This is a genomic window from Bradyrhizobium valentinum (genome assembly GCF_001440405.1).
GTDB lineage: Bacteria > Pseudomonadota > Alphaproteobacteria > Rhizobiales > Xanthobacteraceae > Bradyrhizobium > Bradyrhizobium valentinum.
Genome location: NZ_LLXX01000118.1, coordinates 191,767 through 207,252 on the forward strand (window position 1 = coordinate 191,767; position 15,486 = coordinate 207,252).

Annotated in this window: 16 protein-coding genes and 1 pseudogene; 8 read left to right on the plus strand and 9 right to left on the minus strand. The window is 61.3% G+C overall.

Going from position 1 to position 15,486, the window contains the following annotated elements:
- On the plus strand, positions 1-210 hold a 210-nt coding region (locus CP49_RS18010), incomplete at its 5' end, for a hypothetical protein (protein ID WP_210183103.1).
- Between the two features lie 158 nt (positions 211-368).
- On the opposite strand, the gene CP49_RS18015 is transcribed toward CP49_RS18010, so the two are convergent.
- Complete coding sequence (locus tag CP49_RS18015; RefSeq protein WP_057851529.1) at positions 369-1,247, minus strand: NAD(P)/FAD-dependent oxidoreductase; 879 nt, start codon at positions 1,245-1,247, stop codon at positions 369-371.
- 138 nt (positions 1,248-1,385) lie between these two features.
- Between CP49_RS18015 and CP49_RS18020 the strand changes: the two genes are divergently transcribed.
- Together CP49_RS18020 and CP49_RS18025 are read left to right on the plus strand one after the other, a co-directional pair.
- On the plus strand, positions 1,386-1,796 hold the full coding sequence (locus tag CP49_RS18020; protein ID WP_082646081.1) for an Rrf2 family transcriptional regulator: 411 nt from the start codon (positions 1,386-1,388) through the stop codon (positions 1,794-1,796).
- A gap of 216 nt (positions 1,797-2,012) precedes the next feature.
- Positions 2,013-2,405, plus strand: coding sequence for a VOC family protein (locus tag CP49_RS18025; protein WP_057851530.1), 393 nt, complete (start codon positions 2,013-2,015; stop codon positions 2,403-2,405).
- 681 nt (positions 2,406-3,086) lie between these two features.
- Here CP49_RS18025 and CP49_RS18030 read toward each other — a convergent pair.
- The 4 genes from CP49_RS18030 to CP49_RS18045 form a co-directional block, all read right to left on the minus strand.
- Positions 3,087-3,422: a hypothetical protein gene (locus tag CP49_RS18030; RefSeq protein WP_057851531.1), complete on the minus strand. Its 336-nt coding sequence runs from the start codon at positions 3,420-3,422 to the stop codon at positions 3,087-3,089.
- Between the two features lie 40 nt (positions 3,423-3,462).
- The gene (locus CP49_RS18035; protein ID WP_057851532.1) at positions 3,463-5,973 is read right to left on the minus strand and encodes a DEAD/DEAH box helicase; all 2,511 of its coding nucleotides are present in this window, start codon (positions 5,971-5,973) and stop codon (positions 3,463-3,465) included.
- A 704-nt stretch (positions 5,974-6,677) separates the two neighbouring features.
- Positions 6,678-7,598 (minus strand): Rossmann-fold NAD(P)-binding domain-containing protein, encoded by a 921-nt coding sequence (locus CP49_RS18040; protein WP_057851533.1) that lies wholly within the window; start codon positions 7,596-7,598, stop codon positions 6,678-6,680.
- 114 nt (positions 7,599-7,712) lie between these two features.
- On the minus strand, positions 7,713-8,573 hold the full coding sequence (locus tag CP49_RS18045; protein ID WP_057851534.1) for an SDR family NAD(P)-dependent oxidoreductase: 861 nt from the start codon (positions 8,571-8,573) through the stop codon (positions 7,713-7,715).
- Between the two features lie 131 nt (positions 8,574-8,704).
- Here CP49_RS18045 and CP49_RS18050 point away from each other — a divergent pair, with 131 nt between their 5' ends.
- Positions 8,705-9,100 (plus strand): winged helix-turn-helix transcriptional regulator, encoded by a 396-nt coding sequence (locus tag CP49_RS18050; protein ID WP_057851569.1) that lies wholly within the window; start codon positions 8,705-8,707, stop codon positions 9,098-9,100.
- 163 nt (positions 9,101-9,263) lie between these two features.
- Here CP49_RS18050 and CP49_RS18055 read toward each other — a convergent pair whose 3' ends face one another.
- The 3 genes from CP49_RS18055 to CP49_RS18060 are packed head-to-tail and all read right to left on the minus strand — an operon-like array spanning position 9,264 to position 11,130.
- Positions 9,264-10,112 carry a DUF3313 domain-containing protein gene (locus CP49_RS18055; RefSeq protein ID WP_245310736.1) on the minus strand — a complete coding sequence of 283 codons (849 nt, stop codon included), beginning with the start codon at positions 10,110-10,112 and terminating at the stop codon, positions 9,264-9,266.
- Between the two features lie 11 nt (positions 10,113-10,123).
- Positions 10,124-10,396 carry a hypothetical protein gene (locus CP49_RS47475; RefSeq protein WP_245310737.1) on the minus strand — a complete coding sequence of 91 codons (273 nt, stop codon included), beginning with the start codon at positions 10,394-10,396 and terminating at the stop codon, positions 10,124-10,126.
- Positions 10,397-10,437: 41 nt separating this feature from the next.
- On the minus strand, positions 10,438-11,130 hold the full coding sequence (locus CP49_RS18060; RefSeq protein ID WP_245310738.1) for an alpha/beta hydrolase family protein: 693 nt from the start codon (positions 11,128-11,130) through the stop codon (positions 10,438-10,440).
- 206 nt (positions 11,131-11,336) lie between these two features.
- Between CP49_RS18060 and CP49_RS18065 the strand changes: the two genes are divergently transcribed.
- Positions 11,337-11,939, plus strand: a complete 603-nt coding sequence (locus tag CP49_RS18065; RefSeq protein WP_057851535.1) for a TetR/AcrR family transcriptional regulator — start codon at positions 11,337-11,339, stop codon at positions 11,937-11,939.
- Positions 11,940-12,142: 203 nt separating this feature from the next.
- Here the strand turns inward: CP49_RS18065 and CP49_RS18070 are convergent.
- Positions 12,143-13,205: pseudogene (locus CP49_RS18070) on the minus strand (alkene reductase).
- Between the two features lie 96 nt (positions 13,206-13,301).
- On the opposite strand from CP49_RS18070, the gene CP49_RS18075 reads away from it, so the two are divergent.
- The 3 genes from CP49_RS18075 (at position 13,302) to CP49_RS18085 (ending at position 14,929) form a co-directional block, all read left to right on the plus strand.
- On the plus strand, positions 13,302-14,177 hold the full coding sequence (locus CP49_RS18075) for a LysR family transcriptional regulator (RefSeq protein ID WP_057851536.1): 876 nt from the start codon (positions 13,302-13,304) through the stop codon (positions 14,175-14,177).
- Between the two features lie 127 nt (positions 14,178-14,304).
- Positions 14,305-14,535 carry an AbrB/MazE/SpoVT family DNA-binding domain-containing protein gene (locus CP49_RS18080; protein WP_057851571.1) on the plus strand — a complete coding sequence of 77 codons (231 nt, stop codon included), beginning with the start codon at positions 14,305-14,307 and terminating at the stop codon, positions 14,533-14,535.
- The gene (locus CP49_RS18085; protein WP_057851537.1) at positions 14,525-14,929 is read left to right on the plus strand and encodes a PIN domain-containing protein; all 405 of its coding nucleotides are present in this window, start codon (positions 14,525-14,527) and stop codon (positions 14,927-14,929) included. Before CP49_RS18080 ends, CP49_RS18085 begins: the two co-directional genes overlap by 11 nt.
- Positions 14,930-15,486 lie beyond the last annotated feature (557 nt).

Here is a 15,486-nt window from a genome sequence, read left to right on the forward strand (position 1 = left end):
GAGGGGTTGACGGCCGACAACATGCAGGTCGCGGTTTCCGGCAGCACGGCCACGATTTCCTTCGGCGATGGATCAGATCAGATCACGCTCCATCTCGGCCCGTACTCTCCCGTGACATTGGCATTTGCCGACGGAACGACGGCCGAGATCAAAGGCGAAAGCCCCATGATCGGTCTGGCCCGGGCTCCCGAGGTGCGCCGACTGGCATAGGCTGCGCAACGCCCTTCTCAATATCGAATGGCAGGACGGCCATTGCCGCGGTTGAACGCGCCACACAGCTCGACTTGATGAGAGCATGTGGTGGGATTACGCCCATCGGGCCGCGCTTCGCGCGGACCCGTTGGGCTAATCCACCCGCCGAACTGAGATCAAAAGATGAGGGATCGATGGGCGGCCACGCCGGCCATGGTTCCGTCTGATACCGCCAGCGCTATCGATCCGGCGGCACGCGCAACGTCGCCACAGGCAAATACTTTGGGAATTGACGTTTGCTGCTGCTCATCAACCCCGATGAATTTCCCGAGCGGTCCATCCTTCAAATCGCAGCCAAGCTGTTCGGCAATCGGCCCTCCCACGGTCCGGCCAAGCGTGAAGATGCCGGCGAATTCAATGGTGCGGCCATTTGCGAGTTCAACGGTCGGGCGCTGACCGAATATCTGCCGGACGCGCCCCTCCTCCACCGAGACGCCCCGCCCGGCCAGAGCTGACAATTGCGCTTCGTCGGGAATAAAGCTGTCGTTGGTCAGAAGCGTGGTTGGACCCCAGTCGGGCAGCATCATGGCATGATGCATGGAGAACGCACCGGTGGCCAGGACGCCGATCGGGCCGCGTTCGAGTTCGTAACCGTGGCAATAAGGGCAGTGGAAGATCGACCTGCCCCATCGATCAGCGAGGCCCGGGATATCGGGCAGGATATCGACGACGCCACCGGCAAGTATCAGGCGCTTGCCATGGAAGGTGTCGCTGTGCGTCTCGACGTAAAACCCCTCCTCCGCTCGTCCCGCCTTTGACGCGGAGCCCTTCAGGGTTGCGACGGTGACATAGCGCGCCAACTGGCGTGTCGCTTCGGCGATGATCTCGCCCGGCGCAACGCCATCGCGCCCCAGAAAACCGTGAGAGGCCGATGCAAAGCGGTTGCGTCGCTCCCCCGCGTCGATGACGAGCACGGTCCGGCGCGCCCGGCCCAGTTGAAGCGCCGCCGACAGTCCGGCGAAACTGCCGCCAATAATGATGACATCAAAGTGCATGCTGATCTCCCGTCCTACTCGTAACTCGTAACTGTTACTAGTACGATATGCTGGGAGACGTCAACGATTTTGTCACTGTGTCTGTTGCGATAACGGGCGAAGCGATCTAGGCTGCGATGCATCAAGCGAGGTACCGACGTGAGCAAGGACACAAGGCTCGCCCGCGTTGCTCATGTGCTGGTCCACATGAGCTTCAACGAGGGCACAGCAACATCCGAGACGATCGCTGCGATGCTCGACACCAACCCGGTCGTCGTCCGACGTATCATGGGCGCGCTCCGTGAAGGCGGCTATGTCTCTTCCGAGCGGGGGCCGAAAGGCGGATGGCAGCTCGAGCGGCCGCTTCACGAGATCACGTTCCTGAATATCTACAAGGCGTTCGAGCCGGGATCGCCGTTCACTATCGCCACCAGCGACGATCATCCCAAATGCGCTGTCGAACGTTCCGCCAACCGCGCCTTGTCGCGCGCATTGTCCGAAGCCGCAGCCCGCTTTGAGCAAGCGCTTTCGAAAATTACGCTCGACCAGTTGCTGCCGGGAAAGGGCTAGGCTGCGGCGGCGCGTTCCAGGCAACCGGCGTTACCAGCGCTTTGCATGGCCTCAACTGTCCTGGCAGCCGCAGGGAACAGCATTTTCAACGCGGGCTCCGCCAGCGTCATCAAATCCCGCGTCCAACTTTCGTCGCTGGAACGATATGGCTTGCGACCTGGTTAAATCAGCTTCACGCCGCAGAACGATGAAACCCTTCCGTTTCGGGAGATCGCCATGGCCATCCACTTCAACCACACGATACTTTCCACCCACGATAGCAAGGCATCGGCAACATTCCTGGCCGAGATGCTCGGTCTCCCGGCCCCACGGCGATGGGGGCCATTTTATATGGTCACCACCGAAAACGGCGCCAACCTCGACTACATGAATATCGATGGCGACATTACTCCGCAGCACTATGCATTCCTGACCAGTGAAAGCGAGTTCGACGAGATCTTCGGCAGGATCCGGGAACGAGAGCTTCCCTACTGGGCCGACCCTGGACAAACTCAACCGGGCAAGATCAACCATCACGACGGCGGGCGTGGCGTATACTTCAAGGAGCGGAACGGGCATCTTCTTGAAATTATTACCCGCGAGTACGGCAGCGGCGGCTGGAATCCATAATCTCCTGACAACCAGAACTTCCGAGCGTTCACGCGCGAGCTGACGTGACGAAGAAACGCCAGATGCCGCACAAGTGACCCAAAGCGGTGTGTCGTGGTCGGCGAACGGCGGTATGATCCAGAGGGCGTCGCTCCATTAAGATTACGCCTTAACTAAAAATTAAGTATGCCTTTGCGGGCACGAAAGGCACGGCTTAGCGTCTTAGGAAATGCTGCCCGGTAACCTACGAGTGGGTGAGTGCCATGACCTATAGAACGACGTTTATCGCCTCTCTCAGTGCGGTCGCGCTTGTCCTTGGTGCGAACGAGACATTTGCCGATCCGGGAGTAGCGCGCGGTCCGGGAGTTGCTCCGCCGCGCCCGGCTTTCCCAACGTTCAACCGATCGATGCATCATCCCCATCACCATCACCGGGGAGTTTCCGGCTTCTGGCCGGCAGGCGGCGGCGTCTTCTATGGTCTGCCGAATGAGGTCGACCGACCGGTCGTGGAGGCTCCGCCACCAAAAACGTCAGACGATCTCCGCTTTACGTGCGTATATGACATTCCCTGGGACTACGTACATCGGTGTCCGCAGTACCGATGAGATCGGCGTTCAGTTGAATTGAGAGAGGCCTTCTCGGTTGCCGTCCCGAGCCGCCGGAAAATGCAGATGTCCTGGGACGAGACGAATGCTGCCGCCGTCACCCCTTCGCAGCGAAAGCAAGGAACGAGCGAATGATCTCGCGCTTCTCTTCCGACAGACCGGAAAGGAGACTCTCATCCAGACGCCCCTCTCGAATGAGACGGGCAAAGACAAGAGGAAGTTGCGAGTACCGATAATCGAATGTCTCATCGATCTCCCGCCGTTGCTGACGCAGATAGTCTTCGACCTCCCACATATCGGACGGCGTCGACGCGGCGTCAGCCTTTTGCTTGAATTCGGCCATTACCTCGGCGAGCGCCGATTTCAGCGCAGTGTCGAAAGCCCTGCGTGCGATCTTCTTTTCGGATGGAGACCATTTTAGATCACGGAGCACTGCGGACCTCCCCCCAAGATGTTGGCGAAACTACGGATCGTCACGCAATCTTGCCGCGCAGGCCGTCCGCGAGTGCAGAAAGTGCATTGGCAAGTTGTCGCACGGTTTCCGGTGGCGGCAGAGGCATTTTGAGGCTTTGCGCGCCAGTTGCCGGATCGCGCTCGATCCAGGGATGCGCCGCAGCCGCGGGATCGTTAGCAGCCTTGGGATCGTTGGCAGCCGCCAGTGCGGCAACAAACTGCGCACCGACCTGCATCAGGGCCTGCCACGGATCGGCAGCCATATCGCGGGACAGTGCCTCGACCCCATCAGTCTGCGCTATCTCGCCAGCGCGAATGTTCCCATCGGCACTTATTTCTTCCGCCGATCCAGCATCGTCATCAGCAGCGGCGACGATGCTCCCCACCTCCTCGGCCGGCGTCACCGCTTCGCCCTCGCCCATGCTTCCGGTGACGCTTTCCACGTCCTTCATGAAACGGTTGAGGCGCGAACCGCCGAGCGAGATCTCGCCACTGCTACCGTCGAGAATTCCTGCCGACAACGAGCGCTTGAACGCCAGCACCGAAAGCATGCCTTCCTCGATGGTGCCCTTTGCCACGAAATTGATGACCCGCACCGGCCGCGTCTGACCCATGCGATGGATGCGCGCGATACGCTGTTCGAGGATTGCCGGATTCCACGGCAAGTCCATATTCACCAGGGTCGAAGCATGCTGCAGATTGAGACCCGTGCTGCCGGCATCGGTCGACAGGAACACGCGGCAAGCGGGGTCGTCGCGAAACCGCTCGATCAACGCCGGCCGCTTCTCCGACGGCACGCCGCCGTGGAAGCTGACATAGCCCAGTCCAAGCGCGTCGAGACGTCGGATGACGATGTCATGGGTCCGCGTCCACTGCGAAAACACCACCGCCTTGGGCTCGGGATCGGCGAACAAATCATCGAGCAGCGCCGCCAATTCATCGGCCTTGACGCCGTGGTCGGTCTCCTGGTCCAGCAGATAGGTGCTGTTGCACGACATACGCATGTTCTGCAGCGCAATCATCAGCCGCCGCTGATCCATCTCAGATAGAAACCTGGTCTTGCGCCAGCGCCGGACGATTTTCGCCACCTCGTCGGCGTTTTCCTTATGGTAATCCATTTGCATTTCGGTCATCGGCACCAGCAGGTTCTGGTCCGTCCGGGCGGGCAGCTGCCGCAACACCTCGGATTTGCGCCGCCGGATCATCACCGGCGCCAGCGTTTGGCCGATCTTATCCAGTCCGGTATAGCCGGTGACGCGTCCGGCTTCGTCCTTGACCTGGTGCTCGTGCAGCAACTTCCAGGTCGGCCCCAGCCGATGCTGGTCGACGAACTGCACGATCGAGATCAGTTCTTCGAGCTTGTTTTCCAGCGGCGTTCCGGTCAGCACAATCGCGTAGGAGCTATCGATGCGTTTCAATGCGCGCGCCGCGATGGTGTTCCAGTTCTTGACCCGTTGCGCTTCATCGACGATCACGAGTTCCGGCGCCCAAGCGGCGATCAAGTCGAGATCGGGCTTGAGCTTCTCGTAGTTCGTAATCTTGCAGAAGTCGTCCAGAGCGTAGTCCTTCTGCCGCTGCGCCCGGCCACCGCCGATGACCCGCGCCGCATTTTTCCCCTGCCGTCCCGAGAAACGCGCTATCTCGCTTTGCCATTGGTATTTGAGCGAGGTCGGGCAGATCACCAGAACTTTCGAGACGCCAAAATGCCGCGCCAGTATTTCGGTCGCGGCAATGGCCTGTATGGTCTTGCCAAGCCCCATATCGTCGCCGATCAGCGCCCGGCCAGCCCGCACCGCAAACAGCGCGCCCTCGGCTTGATAGGCATAGAGCGGGACCTTCAGAAGCGTCCGCAGCTTTGGATCGGCTGCGCCGCGCGGAAATAGCTGTTCCAGCTTCGAGGCCCGCCGGTCCGCGTCCCGTCTTCCGGCGATAAAGTCGAGCGCATCATCATAAGCGCGCAGCTCATGACCATACTTCGACGCCATGGTTATAAAATGCTCGAGCTCGCCTAGCCGCTCCTCCGGCAGCATCCCGTCGCGTTCAGCATCGAACAGGCCGGCGGCGGCCTCGCGCACCGCCGGCGGGCAATCCGTTCCGGCGCGAAAATGCACGCAGCGTTTGCCTTCATTGCGCAAAAACAGTTCAGAAAATGCAGGCTGGTAGCCGCGCGTGAACGCCGCCTTTGCGCCGCGCTTTTTCTCCAGCTTCGCAAGCGTGAATTCAAGGTGCTTGCAGGTCCCCAGTTCGCTGGTGGCATAATCGGGGCAAGAACAGAAATTGCCGCCCGGCCCCAAACCTCGAATCGCGACGCGATAGCTGGACTTCGACACCGGATTGCTGACCCGAAACTCGGAGAAAAACGGCTCGTCAGTCAGGTTCTCAAGTCCGAAGGCCTGCTCGCGGCCGAACTGTCGGCGCAAGCCGCGTTGCCAGTCCACCGGCGACAGATCGGCCGGAGCATGGGTGCGGGAAAGCTTGGGTTCCTTGGTCGGCTTGGCAACGAGATTCGGTTTTCGGCGCGTGGATTTCATCAGCACATTCCGCTCACAAAAGTGCGTCGGGAGAGAGCGATCTTCCGAGGCAGACAAGCGAAGCGGAGATTACCGGGCCAGCCAGCCCGATCCAAATGTTCTTTGAGGGTGTGGATCCGCATTCTCGCGGCGCGTTGCGCCCGAGCTTTGCATCTTCTTTTGCCCTCCTCTTTATCAGAGGGCGCAGGGAAGACCGGGTGCTTGCTGCACCCGCGGTCTCGCGTGCGATTTGCGCAAACAAAACTGCACACGAGCATACAGGGCAGCGGGAGCATTCCGGCCTTCCCTGCGCAATGGCTTTACGGCTTACTTCGTGCTCTCCCCGGAGAACGGCTCTTTTGCCTCCGTCGCCCCCGAGAAGCTTCGCTTCTCTTGGACTTAGCGCCAGCACCGCGACGCCCGAACCACACGACTTCGCCGTACGCTTCCTGCGCGTACGTCTAGCGCGCCATCAGCGTCCACCGCATCTCACCGCACGTTCGTGACGATCGCGAGCGCCCCTCATCTGCCGTGAGACGGGCGGAGTTATGCGACTGATTTGGGTGAGAACGAAAGCGGAATATTTTTGATTCTTATGGATTCTTGGGCTTGACACGATTTCGGAAAATCAGAAGTGATTTGCCGTCATGTTGTGACGCTACCTTGAGCCACCGTTGCAATTTTTGTGCACCGTAATCCCAACGGCTCATCTCTGGGAAGGAGGCCTATCCCAGGGTCCTCATCATCTGCGCTGCGTCCCGCAACGCCATCTCCAGCGGTTCCGGCTGCATCCCAAAAGTCTCTCTGGCCAAGCGAGAGTCCATGATGAAGGGTTGCGTGAACTGATACCGTGTGGTGCGAATCTCCCGGATGAGCGGGGCGAATATGCCGACGGCCCAAATCACGCTCCAAGGTATAACCGAGAGTCTTGGCTCCGGCAGACCGTTGGCTTTGGCGAATTTCGTGAGGAGTTCGCGTGCGGTCATGGGGTCATGGCTTGGCACATGCCAGGCCTTGCCCCAGGCGCGTTCGTCGGCTGCCACCATGGTTAGAAGGCGGGCCGCATCCCGGATCGACGTCCATGTTCGAGGCACGTCGACGAGTACCGGCGACATCACGCGTTTGCCGGCGAGCATGGGTCTGAACATCGCCAGACTGACCAACGATTGGGGCTGGATATGATCGCTCGCCCGTATTTCCGTCGCGCGGATACGACCGGCCTGATGAAGCTCGAGCGCGTTGCGCCACATCTCGCCGCGAAGCCGCAACTTGGGATGGGTGGCTGCGAGTGGCGTTGCTTCGGTCATGACGCCGGAGCCGGGGCCATAGGGGTATAGCGTGGCGTGGGTGGCGAGGACCGCGCCGCTGCGCTCCGCGGCCTTCAACGTGGCCGCACTGATCGGAGGCCAGTCGATCAGCCAACGATCATAGGCCGGGTTGGCGCAATTGAAGAGAGCGGCCGCACCTTCGGCGATTGTGCTCAACCGATTGGCATCGGCCGCGTTCGCCGCGATGCGCTCGATCAAAGGATGGGTTGGGCCGCCGCCTCTGCGTGTCACGAGCCGTACATTCTCGCCGCGTTCGGCGAGCAGGGACGCGACAGCGCTTCCGACAGCACTGGCCCCTACGATGACATTCGTTTTCATGGTTCGTTATTCCGTTTCTGGCACATTGGCCAATCAGCGGCTTGCGCGATAGCTCGGAGGCTCGCCCGCAACCGAAGGCGGAAATTTTTGACATGCGACATCCAATTGGGCTCGTCAGACCAACGATAAGCCGTGCTTGGCCGCAATGTCGCCCGTCACGGCCCATAGCTTCCTGGCGGCATCAGGGTTCATTGCAAGTGGCTCGGGCTCGAAACGCTTGGGGTTACGCAGGACGACTCCATCGAAGGCGGCCGGCGAAGCCTGGGTCAAAAGGCGGACTGCGTTGACGGCGGAAACCTCGGGCGTTGTGCCGAACAGTCCCAGCAATTTCATGCTCAAGGGCATGAGCGGATCGGCCATGACCTTGGTTTTGGTGGAGCCGACACAGGCCGCGGCGATAGTCACAGGACGGTCGCGCCACAAGCGCGCAGCTTCCTGGACGTGCAGATGACCAAGGAGGTGCGTACCCAAGATCGACTTGTAGAAGCTCCACTTGCGGCGCTCGAATTGCAGGTCATCCAGATCGGGCATGAAAGACGACGGGACATTGCCCGAGATGCTAACGATGCGTCCATCGCCCGAGGCGGCGAGCGGTTCGACCAGCGCCCGATTGAGCGCCGCGCGCGCCATGTATTGCAGGGCGAAAGCGAACTCCAAACCGTCAGCCGTCAAGGTCTTGCCCTTGAACCCAGCCATGGCGGTGTGCATGAGCCCATGCAAGACCGGTTGCCAGGCGACGACTCCCTCAGCCGCGGCCTTGACGCCCTTGAGGGTCGATAGGTCGGCAGCCAGGAAGGCGGCCTCGCCGCCCGACGCGCGGACGGCCTCAACCGCGACCTCCCCGGCCTTTCGTCCGCGGCCGACGATCAGCACGTTCGCGCCGCGGCGCCCCAGTTCCACGGCCGCAGCATGACCGATGCCAGTAGAACCGCCGAAAAATACATAGTTGCCGCCAGACACCCGACGCTCTTTCATAGATATCCCCGCTTTCGATAGGAACAAAATGTTTGTGACGATATGATCGATACCTGCCAGGCGGACAAGAACGCACAATCTTGATCGTCAGGCACACGCCGCGCCGGCGCTCATCGACCTGGGAGGCAGACATGGATGACGATCAGCGGATCGAGGCCGATCCTCATGAACGGTGCCGCGCCCTGGGCGCGATTCTCGACAGGATCGGGGACAAGTGGACCGTGATGGCCGTGGGCGCGCTCTCAGAAGGGCCGATGCGCTTCAACGCCCTGCAGCGCCTGATCGGCGCGGTGTCACACCGCATGCTGACCCTGACGCTGCGCGGCCTCGAACGGGACGGATTGGTGACGCGCACGATCTATCCGACGATCCCGCCGAAGGTGGAGTATGCGCTCACAAACCTAGGTCAGCGGCTCATCCCCCCGTTGAAGACACTGAGCGACTGGGCAGTGGAAAACCAAGCCGAACTCGAAATGGCTCAGCGGGCCTACGATGCCAGCGCCGCTAGATCCGCTCCTGCAAGCTGAAGGCTCGGCCTATCATCAAGGTCGCCGCCATGGATAAACTCAGCGGCAGCCTTAACGTTATTCGCTTCCTCTGCATCCGGTTGATTTTCGGGAGCGGTTGTCACGTCACGTAATTCGATAAAGTGGAGTGACGGTCCGCTGTCGGCGCTGCGGGGTCGCTAGCTTAATCAGTAACCGGCGCTTCCGACACTGCGTTCGCCGACGCGCCCCGGTCGGTCCAATCCGGCGGCAGCCCGATCCTCTCGCCGATCATGCCGGGCAGTCCCGGCGCGCGCCCGAATGTTTCGCAAATCGCCTCTTTCGGCGCGCCGCCGAGAGAGGCCTTCAGACTGCCGATGGATGGCGGCGCCGAGACCTTCCCGAACGGACTCTCGGCGGTAACAAGCAATTTCCCGAAATCGTCTCCGAAAGCGCTGGCGAGATCATAGGCATCCCCGTCGCTCGATACGCGCGGAGCGCTGGTGAAGGAATTCGCTCCGCGCGCCCAGATCATCGCAGCCTTTTGGTTGCCACTGCGATCACGGGCCTCGGCCTCGACAGACAGGCTCCCAAGTCCGATCGGAAGCCGCGGCACAGGGATGGGCACACCGGGAGCAACGACAGACGGTACAACGCTCGCGACCTTGGAGACGCCGGCGGCTGTCGCATCGGTCGGCGCAATGTGGGTAATAACCGCCCGGACACTCAAGTCCGCCGCTTCCGTCGGTGCTACAATTCGGAAGCGCTCGCTCAGCGCAAAACACATCGCTCTGTTTACCGCATTCTTGATCAGGTTGCGCTGCTGGTCCGAGAACGGCTGGTTTGCCGCGGCTACTGTGAATGCGGTTGGCTCGATACGCGCGGTCTTTGCGGCGAGAACATCAGCCTTGCTGACCCGAACCTGCGATTTGGTCAGAAGCCCATCAGACGGCGTCAGATTGTCGTAGGAGGCCAGCGACCCGGACCGCTCCAGCGGTGCGCTCGCGCAACCGGCAGCCATCAAGCCTAGCGTCGGCACGAGGACCCATCTCAAGGCGAGGCAACTCAAGGCGAGGCAACGAGGCCAATCGCCGATCCCTGGACAATGCGCCGGGAACGCGCGACCGGAACAGGAGAAAGCGCGGTTCCGGGCGCCGTTGCCAGGATAGGCTGCCATGTCGCATTCCAGCGCGTCAACGTCGTCCCGTTGCCGTCGAAGGCCAGGTCGAGGAAAGCCAGAGTGAGCTCCGCCGTCGCAGCCTTCACTTTCGGATTTAGAGCCGGACCACCTGTGAACGAACGATCAGTAAAGATGCTGTGCGAGCCGCCTTCAAACACGGCAAGCAGCTTGCGCGGTGTGGCAATGCCGTTGAAGACGGCTAACCGATCGGCAGCGGGCGAGTGGTATCCGGGAATTTCGATGAATCGTTGGTCGCAGTCACGTGCAGGTTCGGAACCGTGATCTTGCTCAGCACCGAGGCAAGATCGGACTCGCCGTAGAACGGCGGCGCAGAGATCACGATCGCCGCCGCAAAGCGCGCGTCGCGGGCCTCGACCCACTGCCCTTCACGCATCACGCGGGCGCCAACCGCAAGAAGGGCCGTGTTCGCGCCATATGAATGTCCGGCCGCTACGATACGCCGACGCTCGATCTGGGCGCCGTAGGGGCTCGACAGCACGCGGTCCAGGGCGAAGTGCAGATCCCAGGCCCGCGCCAGCGCTTCGCTCTCATGAGCCGCTCGCTGCAAACGGTCCACGACGGTGAGAGGATTGCCCACCCAGAGCGACGAATCGCTGCCCGCATGCTGAACATGCAAACTCGCAATGCCGCGGGCAGCCCAATATCGGCCCAGATAACTGTAGCCCCGGCGGGAGCCACCCATGCCATGGGAAAACACGATGAGCGGCACGCGCGACCCCGGCGCGACACTCGTGGGCCAATGCAGACGCGCCGGAACGGCCCGCGAACGCGCGGGATCGACCCAGTCGAAGTCAACGAAAGCGGGCGCGGCGGACTGCGCGCGCGCTGGATTTACGGGAGCGGCGGCTGTGACTGCGACGGCGAGCAGCATGGCACCGAGGCGCCGTCGCGTCATGTTGCCCGCCGCGATTGCGTCGCCCCGGCCACCTGCGAGAGCCGATTGAACATGCCACGAGGGAGTATCGCCGCCCACCCTGATCTCCATGAACACACCTTGAACAAAATTCGCACTGGGTGTAATCTTGTATTGCACTGAGTGTAATTTTGCATAATAACAAGTTCGTGTCAGAACTGGTCATGGAAAGTTCGGCCCCCAAGGAGGAACGTCCACGCGAGCGGAAGCGGCGCGAGACGCTGCATCGCATCGCCGAGCAAGGCCTGAAACTGTTTCTGACCCACGGCTACGAGGCCACCACGCTCGATGCGATCGCGGAGGCAGCGGGGATCTCGCGGCGGACGTTCTTCTACTACTTCAAGTCCAAGGAAGAGATTCTGCTGGCGTGGCAGGACGGCGGTTTCACAGAGACCCTGCGAGCCGCTGTGCTGGAGCAATCGACCAAACAGTCCCCCCTCGACGCCGTGAAGAACGCCTTGTTGGAGCTGACGAACCGCTTTCAGGCCGATTACAAGCAAACCAAGGTGATCGAACGCCTGATGTGCGCGAACGAGTCGCTTCGCATACGACACCAGGCGAAATATGTAGAGAAAGAACAAGCGGTATTCGACGCGCTCTGCCAGATGTGGCCGCAGCCCAAGCGACAACCTGCGCTCCGCATCGTCGCCATGATGTCGGTCGGAGCGCTACGTCTTGCGATCGACAACTGGAACCGCGACCAGGGGAAGCGACCTATCGCCAATTATCTAAAAGAGGCGTTCGCCGACCTGAAGTCGGAGATTTGAAACGGCGCCTGCACGCACCCCACCTCGTCGCTCCGCTTCGCCCGATGAGTTAGGTTAAATGGCGGGGTTGGGCCGGTAGCGGACTGACAGCTTTTGAGAACTGAGACCATGAAAGCTGCCGATACGAGGCAGCCTTGTGAGAACGGCGGCCATTCAGTGCGAGCCCACCCGCTGGAGCTGGGCGACGGGCATGGCCGCGAACCCTAGGCGCTCAGCGCGGGGTAATCGATGTAGCCTCGCGCGGTGCCGCCGAAGAAGGTGTTGTGGTCGGCCTCGTTCATCGCCGCATTGGCCTTCAGCCGCACGACGAAGTCCGGATTGGCAAGGACCATCTGCCCATAGGCTTCGAGATCGGCCACCCCCCGAAGCCACGTCGGCGCCGATTTGGTCGCGCGGACGACCCGGCCGGTTGAGGATCAGCGATTGGTGCCAGAGCTTGCGAATGTCGGCCAGCAATGGCTCGTTGCCCTGGTGCATGATGTGGACATAGGCGAGCCCGAGCTTGTCGAGTTTGGCGACGAGATACCGGTACAGATCCGGCCCTTCGGCGCCTTCGTCGATCCCCCACATGGTCGTGCCCGGGGACAGGCGGATTGAGGTTCGGTCCGCGCCGATCTCCTCTGCGATCGCGGTGGCGACTTCGACGGCGAAGCGGGCGCGATTCTCCGTGGAGCCGCCATATTCGTCCGTGCGCGTGTTGGCGCTCGGCGCGAAGAACTGTTGGACGAGGTAGGCGTTTGCGCCGTGAATCTCGACGCCGTCGGCGCCGGCCTCGATCGCTGAGCGGGCCGCGTGGCGGAAATCGGCGACGGTCTGGCGCACTTCTTCGGTCGTCAGCGCGCGCGGCGTGGGAATGTCCTGCATCCCCGTCGCCGTGAACATGCCCGTCCCCGGCGCGATCGCGGACGGTGCGACGCCCTGGCGATGATGCGGCGTGTTGTCGGGATGCGACATGCGTCCGGCATGCATGAGCTGGATGAAAATGTGACCGCCCCCGTCGTGCACGGCGGAGGTGATCTTCCGCCAGCCGGCGACATGTGCGGGAGTGTAGATACCCGGGGTGGTGAGATAGCCCTGCCCGTCATCCGAGGGCTGGGTGCCTTCGGTGACGATCAGGCCAACACCCGCACGCTGGGCATAATATTCAGCAGCCAGCTCTCCCGGCGTACCGTCGAAGGCGGCGCGGCTGCGGGTCATGGGCGCCATGACCAGCCGGTTGGGAAGCATGTAGCGGCCGAGGCGGACCGGGGTGAACAGTGGATTCATCGAGGTTCTCCATTCGTTGGAGTCCTTGTCCACTATTCCGATTTCGGGATAAATTCGGCAAAATTGGAATCATGCTTCCATCTATGGAGCAATCAGTTGAGCCATTTGAACGACATGGCGCTGTTCGTGGAGGTGGCCAGAGCCAGGAGCTTCCGGAAGGCCGCGGAGGCTGTCGGCATGCCAAACTCCACTCTGTCGCGACGTATCAGCGAACTGGAGAAGGCGATCGGCCTGAGGCTCCTGCACCGCACGACGCGCAAGATCGAGCTCACCGAGGCCGGTCAGCTCTACTATGAGCGAAGCAAGCGAATTGTCGACGAGGCACGGCTCGCGCACGAGCAGCTCGGCACGATGTTGGAGCAGCCGAGCGGCGTCCTGCGGGTTTCGCTCCCGGTCGACTTCGCCACGCTTTACCTCACGCCGATCATCGCCGACTTCGCGCGGCACTATCCCGACATCACATTCGAATTCGATCTGACTCCACGCCGTGTCGATCTGGTGGCCGAGCCGTTCGATGTGGCAATCCGCATCGGCAAACTGGAAGATTCCAGTCTGATCGCTCGCCTGATCGGGCGGCATTCGCGCCACCTCTATGCGTCTCCTGGCTATATCGAAGCGTCAGGCGAGCCCGCGACACCGGCAGACCTGGCGGAGCATGAATGCATCTGCATGCCGCGGATCCCGACCTGGACTTTGCACCAGGGGATGAACAAGGTCGATGTCAGCGTTCACGGCCGCTTCACGCTCAACAGCGTCGGGATGACCCGCGCCCTGGCGGTCAACCACCAGGGCATCGCCCTGCTTGCCGAGAAGATCGTCGCCGAAGATCTCGCCTCTGGCCGCCTCCGGCGTGTCCTGCCCGAATGGCAGGGGTCGTCGGTCAGCATTCACGCCGTCACCGAAACTCGCCTCATTCCAGCCAAGACCCAGCGCTTCATCGAATTCCTGTCCTCCAGGCTGATGGAAACTTGAACATGCTGGCGCGTAACGGCCCGACGGCGGGGTCCGATCGGGAGTTGCTTATCCTGTTTCCTTGACCTTCAGCATCGTTAGATATACATTAAAAGGTATGTATATCCTGACGAACGGAGGAACTGGCATGCAGGTCGCAAAATGGGGGAACAGCCTTGCGGTTCGGCTTCCTGCCATCGTGGTCGAGGCGCTCGGCCTCAAGGAGGGCGACGAGATCGAAATCCACGTCGCTGACGGACGACAGTTTGGCGTCGCACGCAAGCCCGGGCGCGACGAGCTATTGAAACGCCTTCGCGCGTTCCGCGGCCGTCTCCCTGCCGATTTCAAATTCGACAGGGACGAGGCGAATGCCCGTTAGTTTTTTCGATACCAATATCCTCGTCTGCCTCGCATCCGGCGATGCCGCGAAGGCCGATCGGGCGGAGGCGGCCATCGCCGGCGGCGGTTCAATCAGCGTGCAAGTTCTGAACGAACTTGCCAACGTCGCGCGCCGGAAAATGCAGATGTCCTGGGACGAGACGCATGCATTCCTCAACACGTTGCGCGGCCTGCTGACGGTTCATCCCCTCACCGTCGAGACCCACGAAACGGGACTTCGACTGGCGGAGCGATACAGCCTTTCAATCTATGACTCGATGATTGCCGCCTCGGCACTTAACGCCGGTTGCGACACGCTCTGGTCGGAGGATATGCAGCACGGCATGAAGCTCGACGAGGGTTTACGCATCGCCAATCCGTTTCGCGGTGGATAGATCGTAGCGCTCAATGGCGATGCGCGCCGCGCAGATCGTGGCTGATTGGCGAAATACGCTGCGCTATTCCGCTCTATGACTGATCTACATTTCAAACAGCATGAGGATGTGAGTCCGCATTCTCGCGGCGAGAAGCGCCCGAGCTTTGCGTCATCCAAAGACCCTCTGAATCATTAGAGGGCGCAGGGAAGACCGGGTGCTTGCTGCACCCGCGGTCTCGCGTGCGATTTGCGCAAACAAAACTGCACACGAGCATACAGGGCAGCGGGAGCATTCCGGCCTTCCCTGCGCAATGGCTTTACGGCTTACTTCGTGCTCTTCCCGGAGAACGGCTCTTTTGCCTCCGTCGCCTGCGCTCCTTATCGCACGCTTAACGCCAGCACCGCGGCGCCCGAACCACACGACTTCGCCGTACGCTCAAGCTGCACACGTCAGTCGCAGCTCTCACGTCCATCGCATCTCACCGCACGTTCGTGACGATGGCCAACGCCCCTCAATCGGGTGAGACGGGCGGAGTTATGCGACTGATTTGGGTGAGAACGAAAGCAGAATATTTT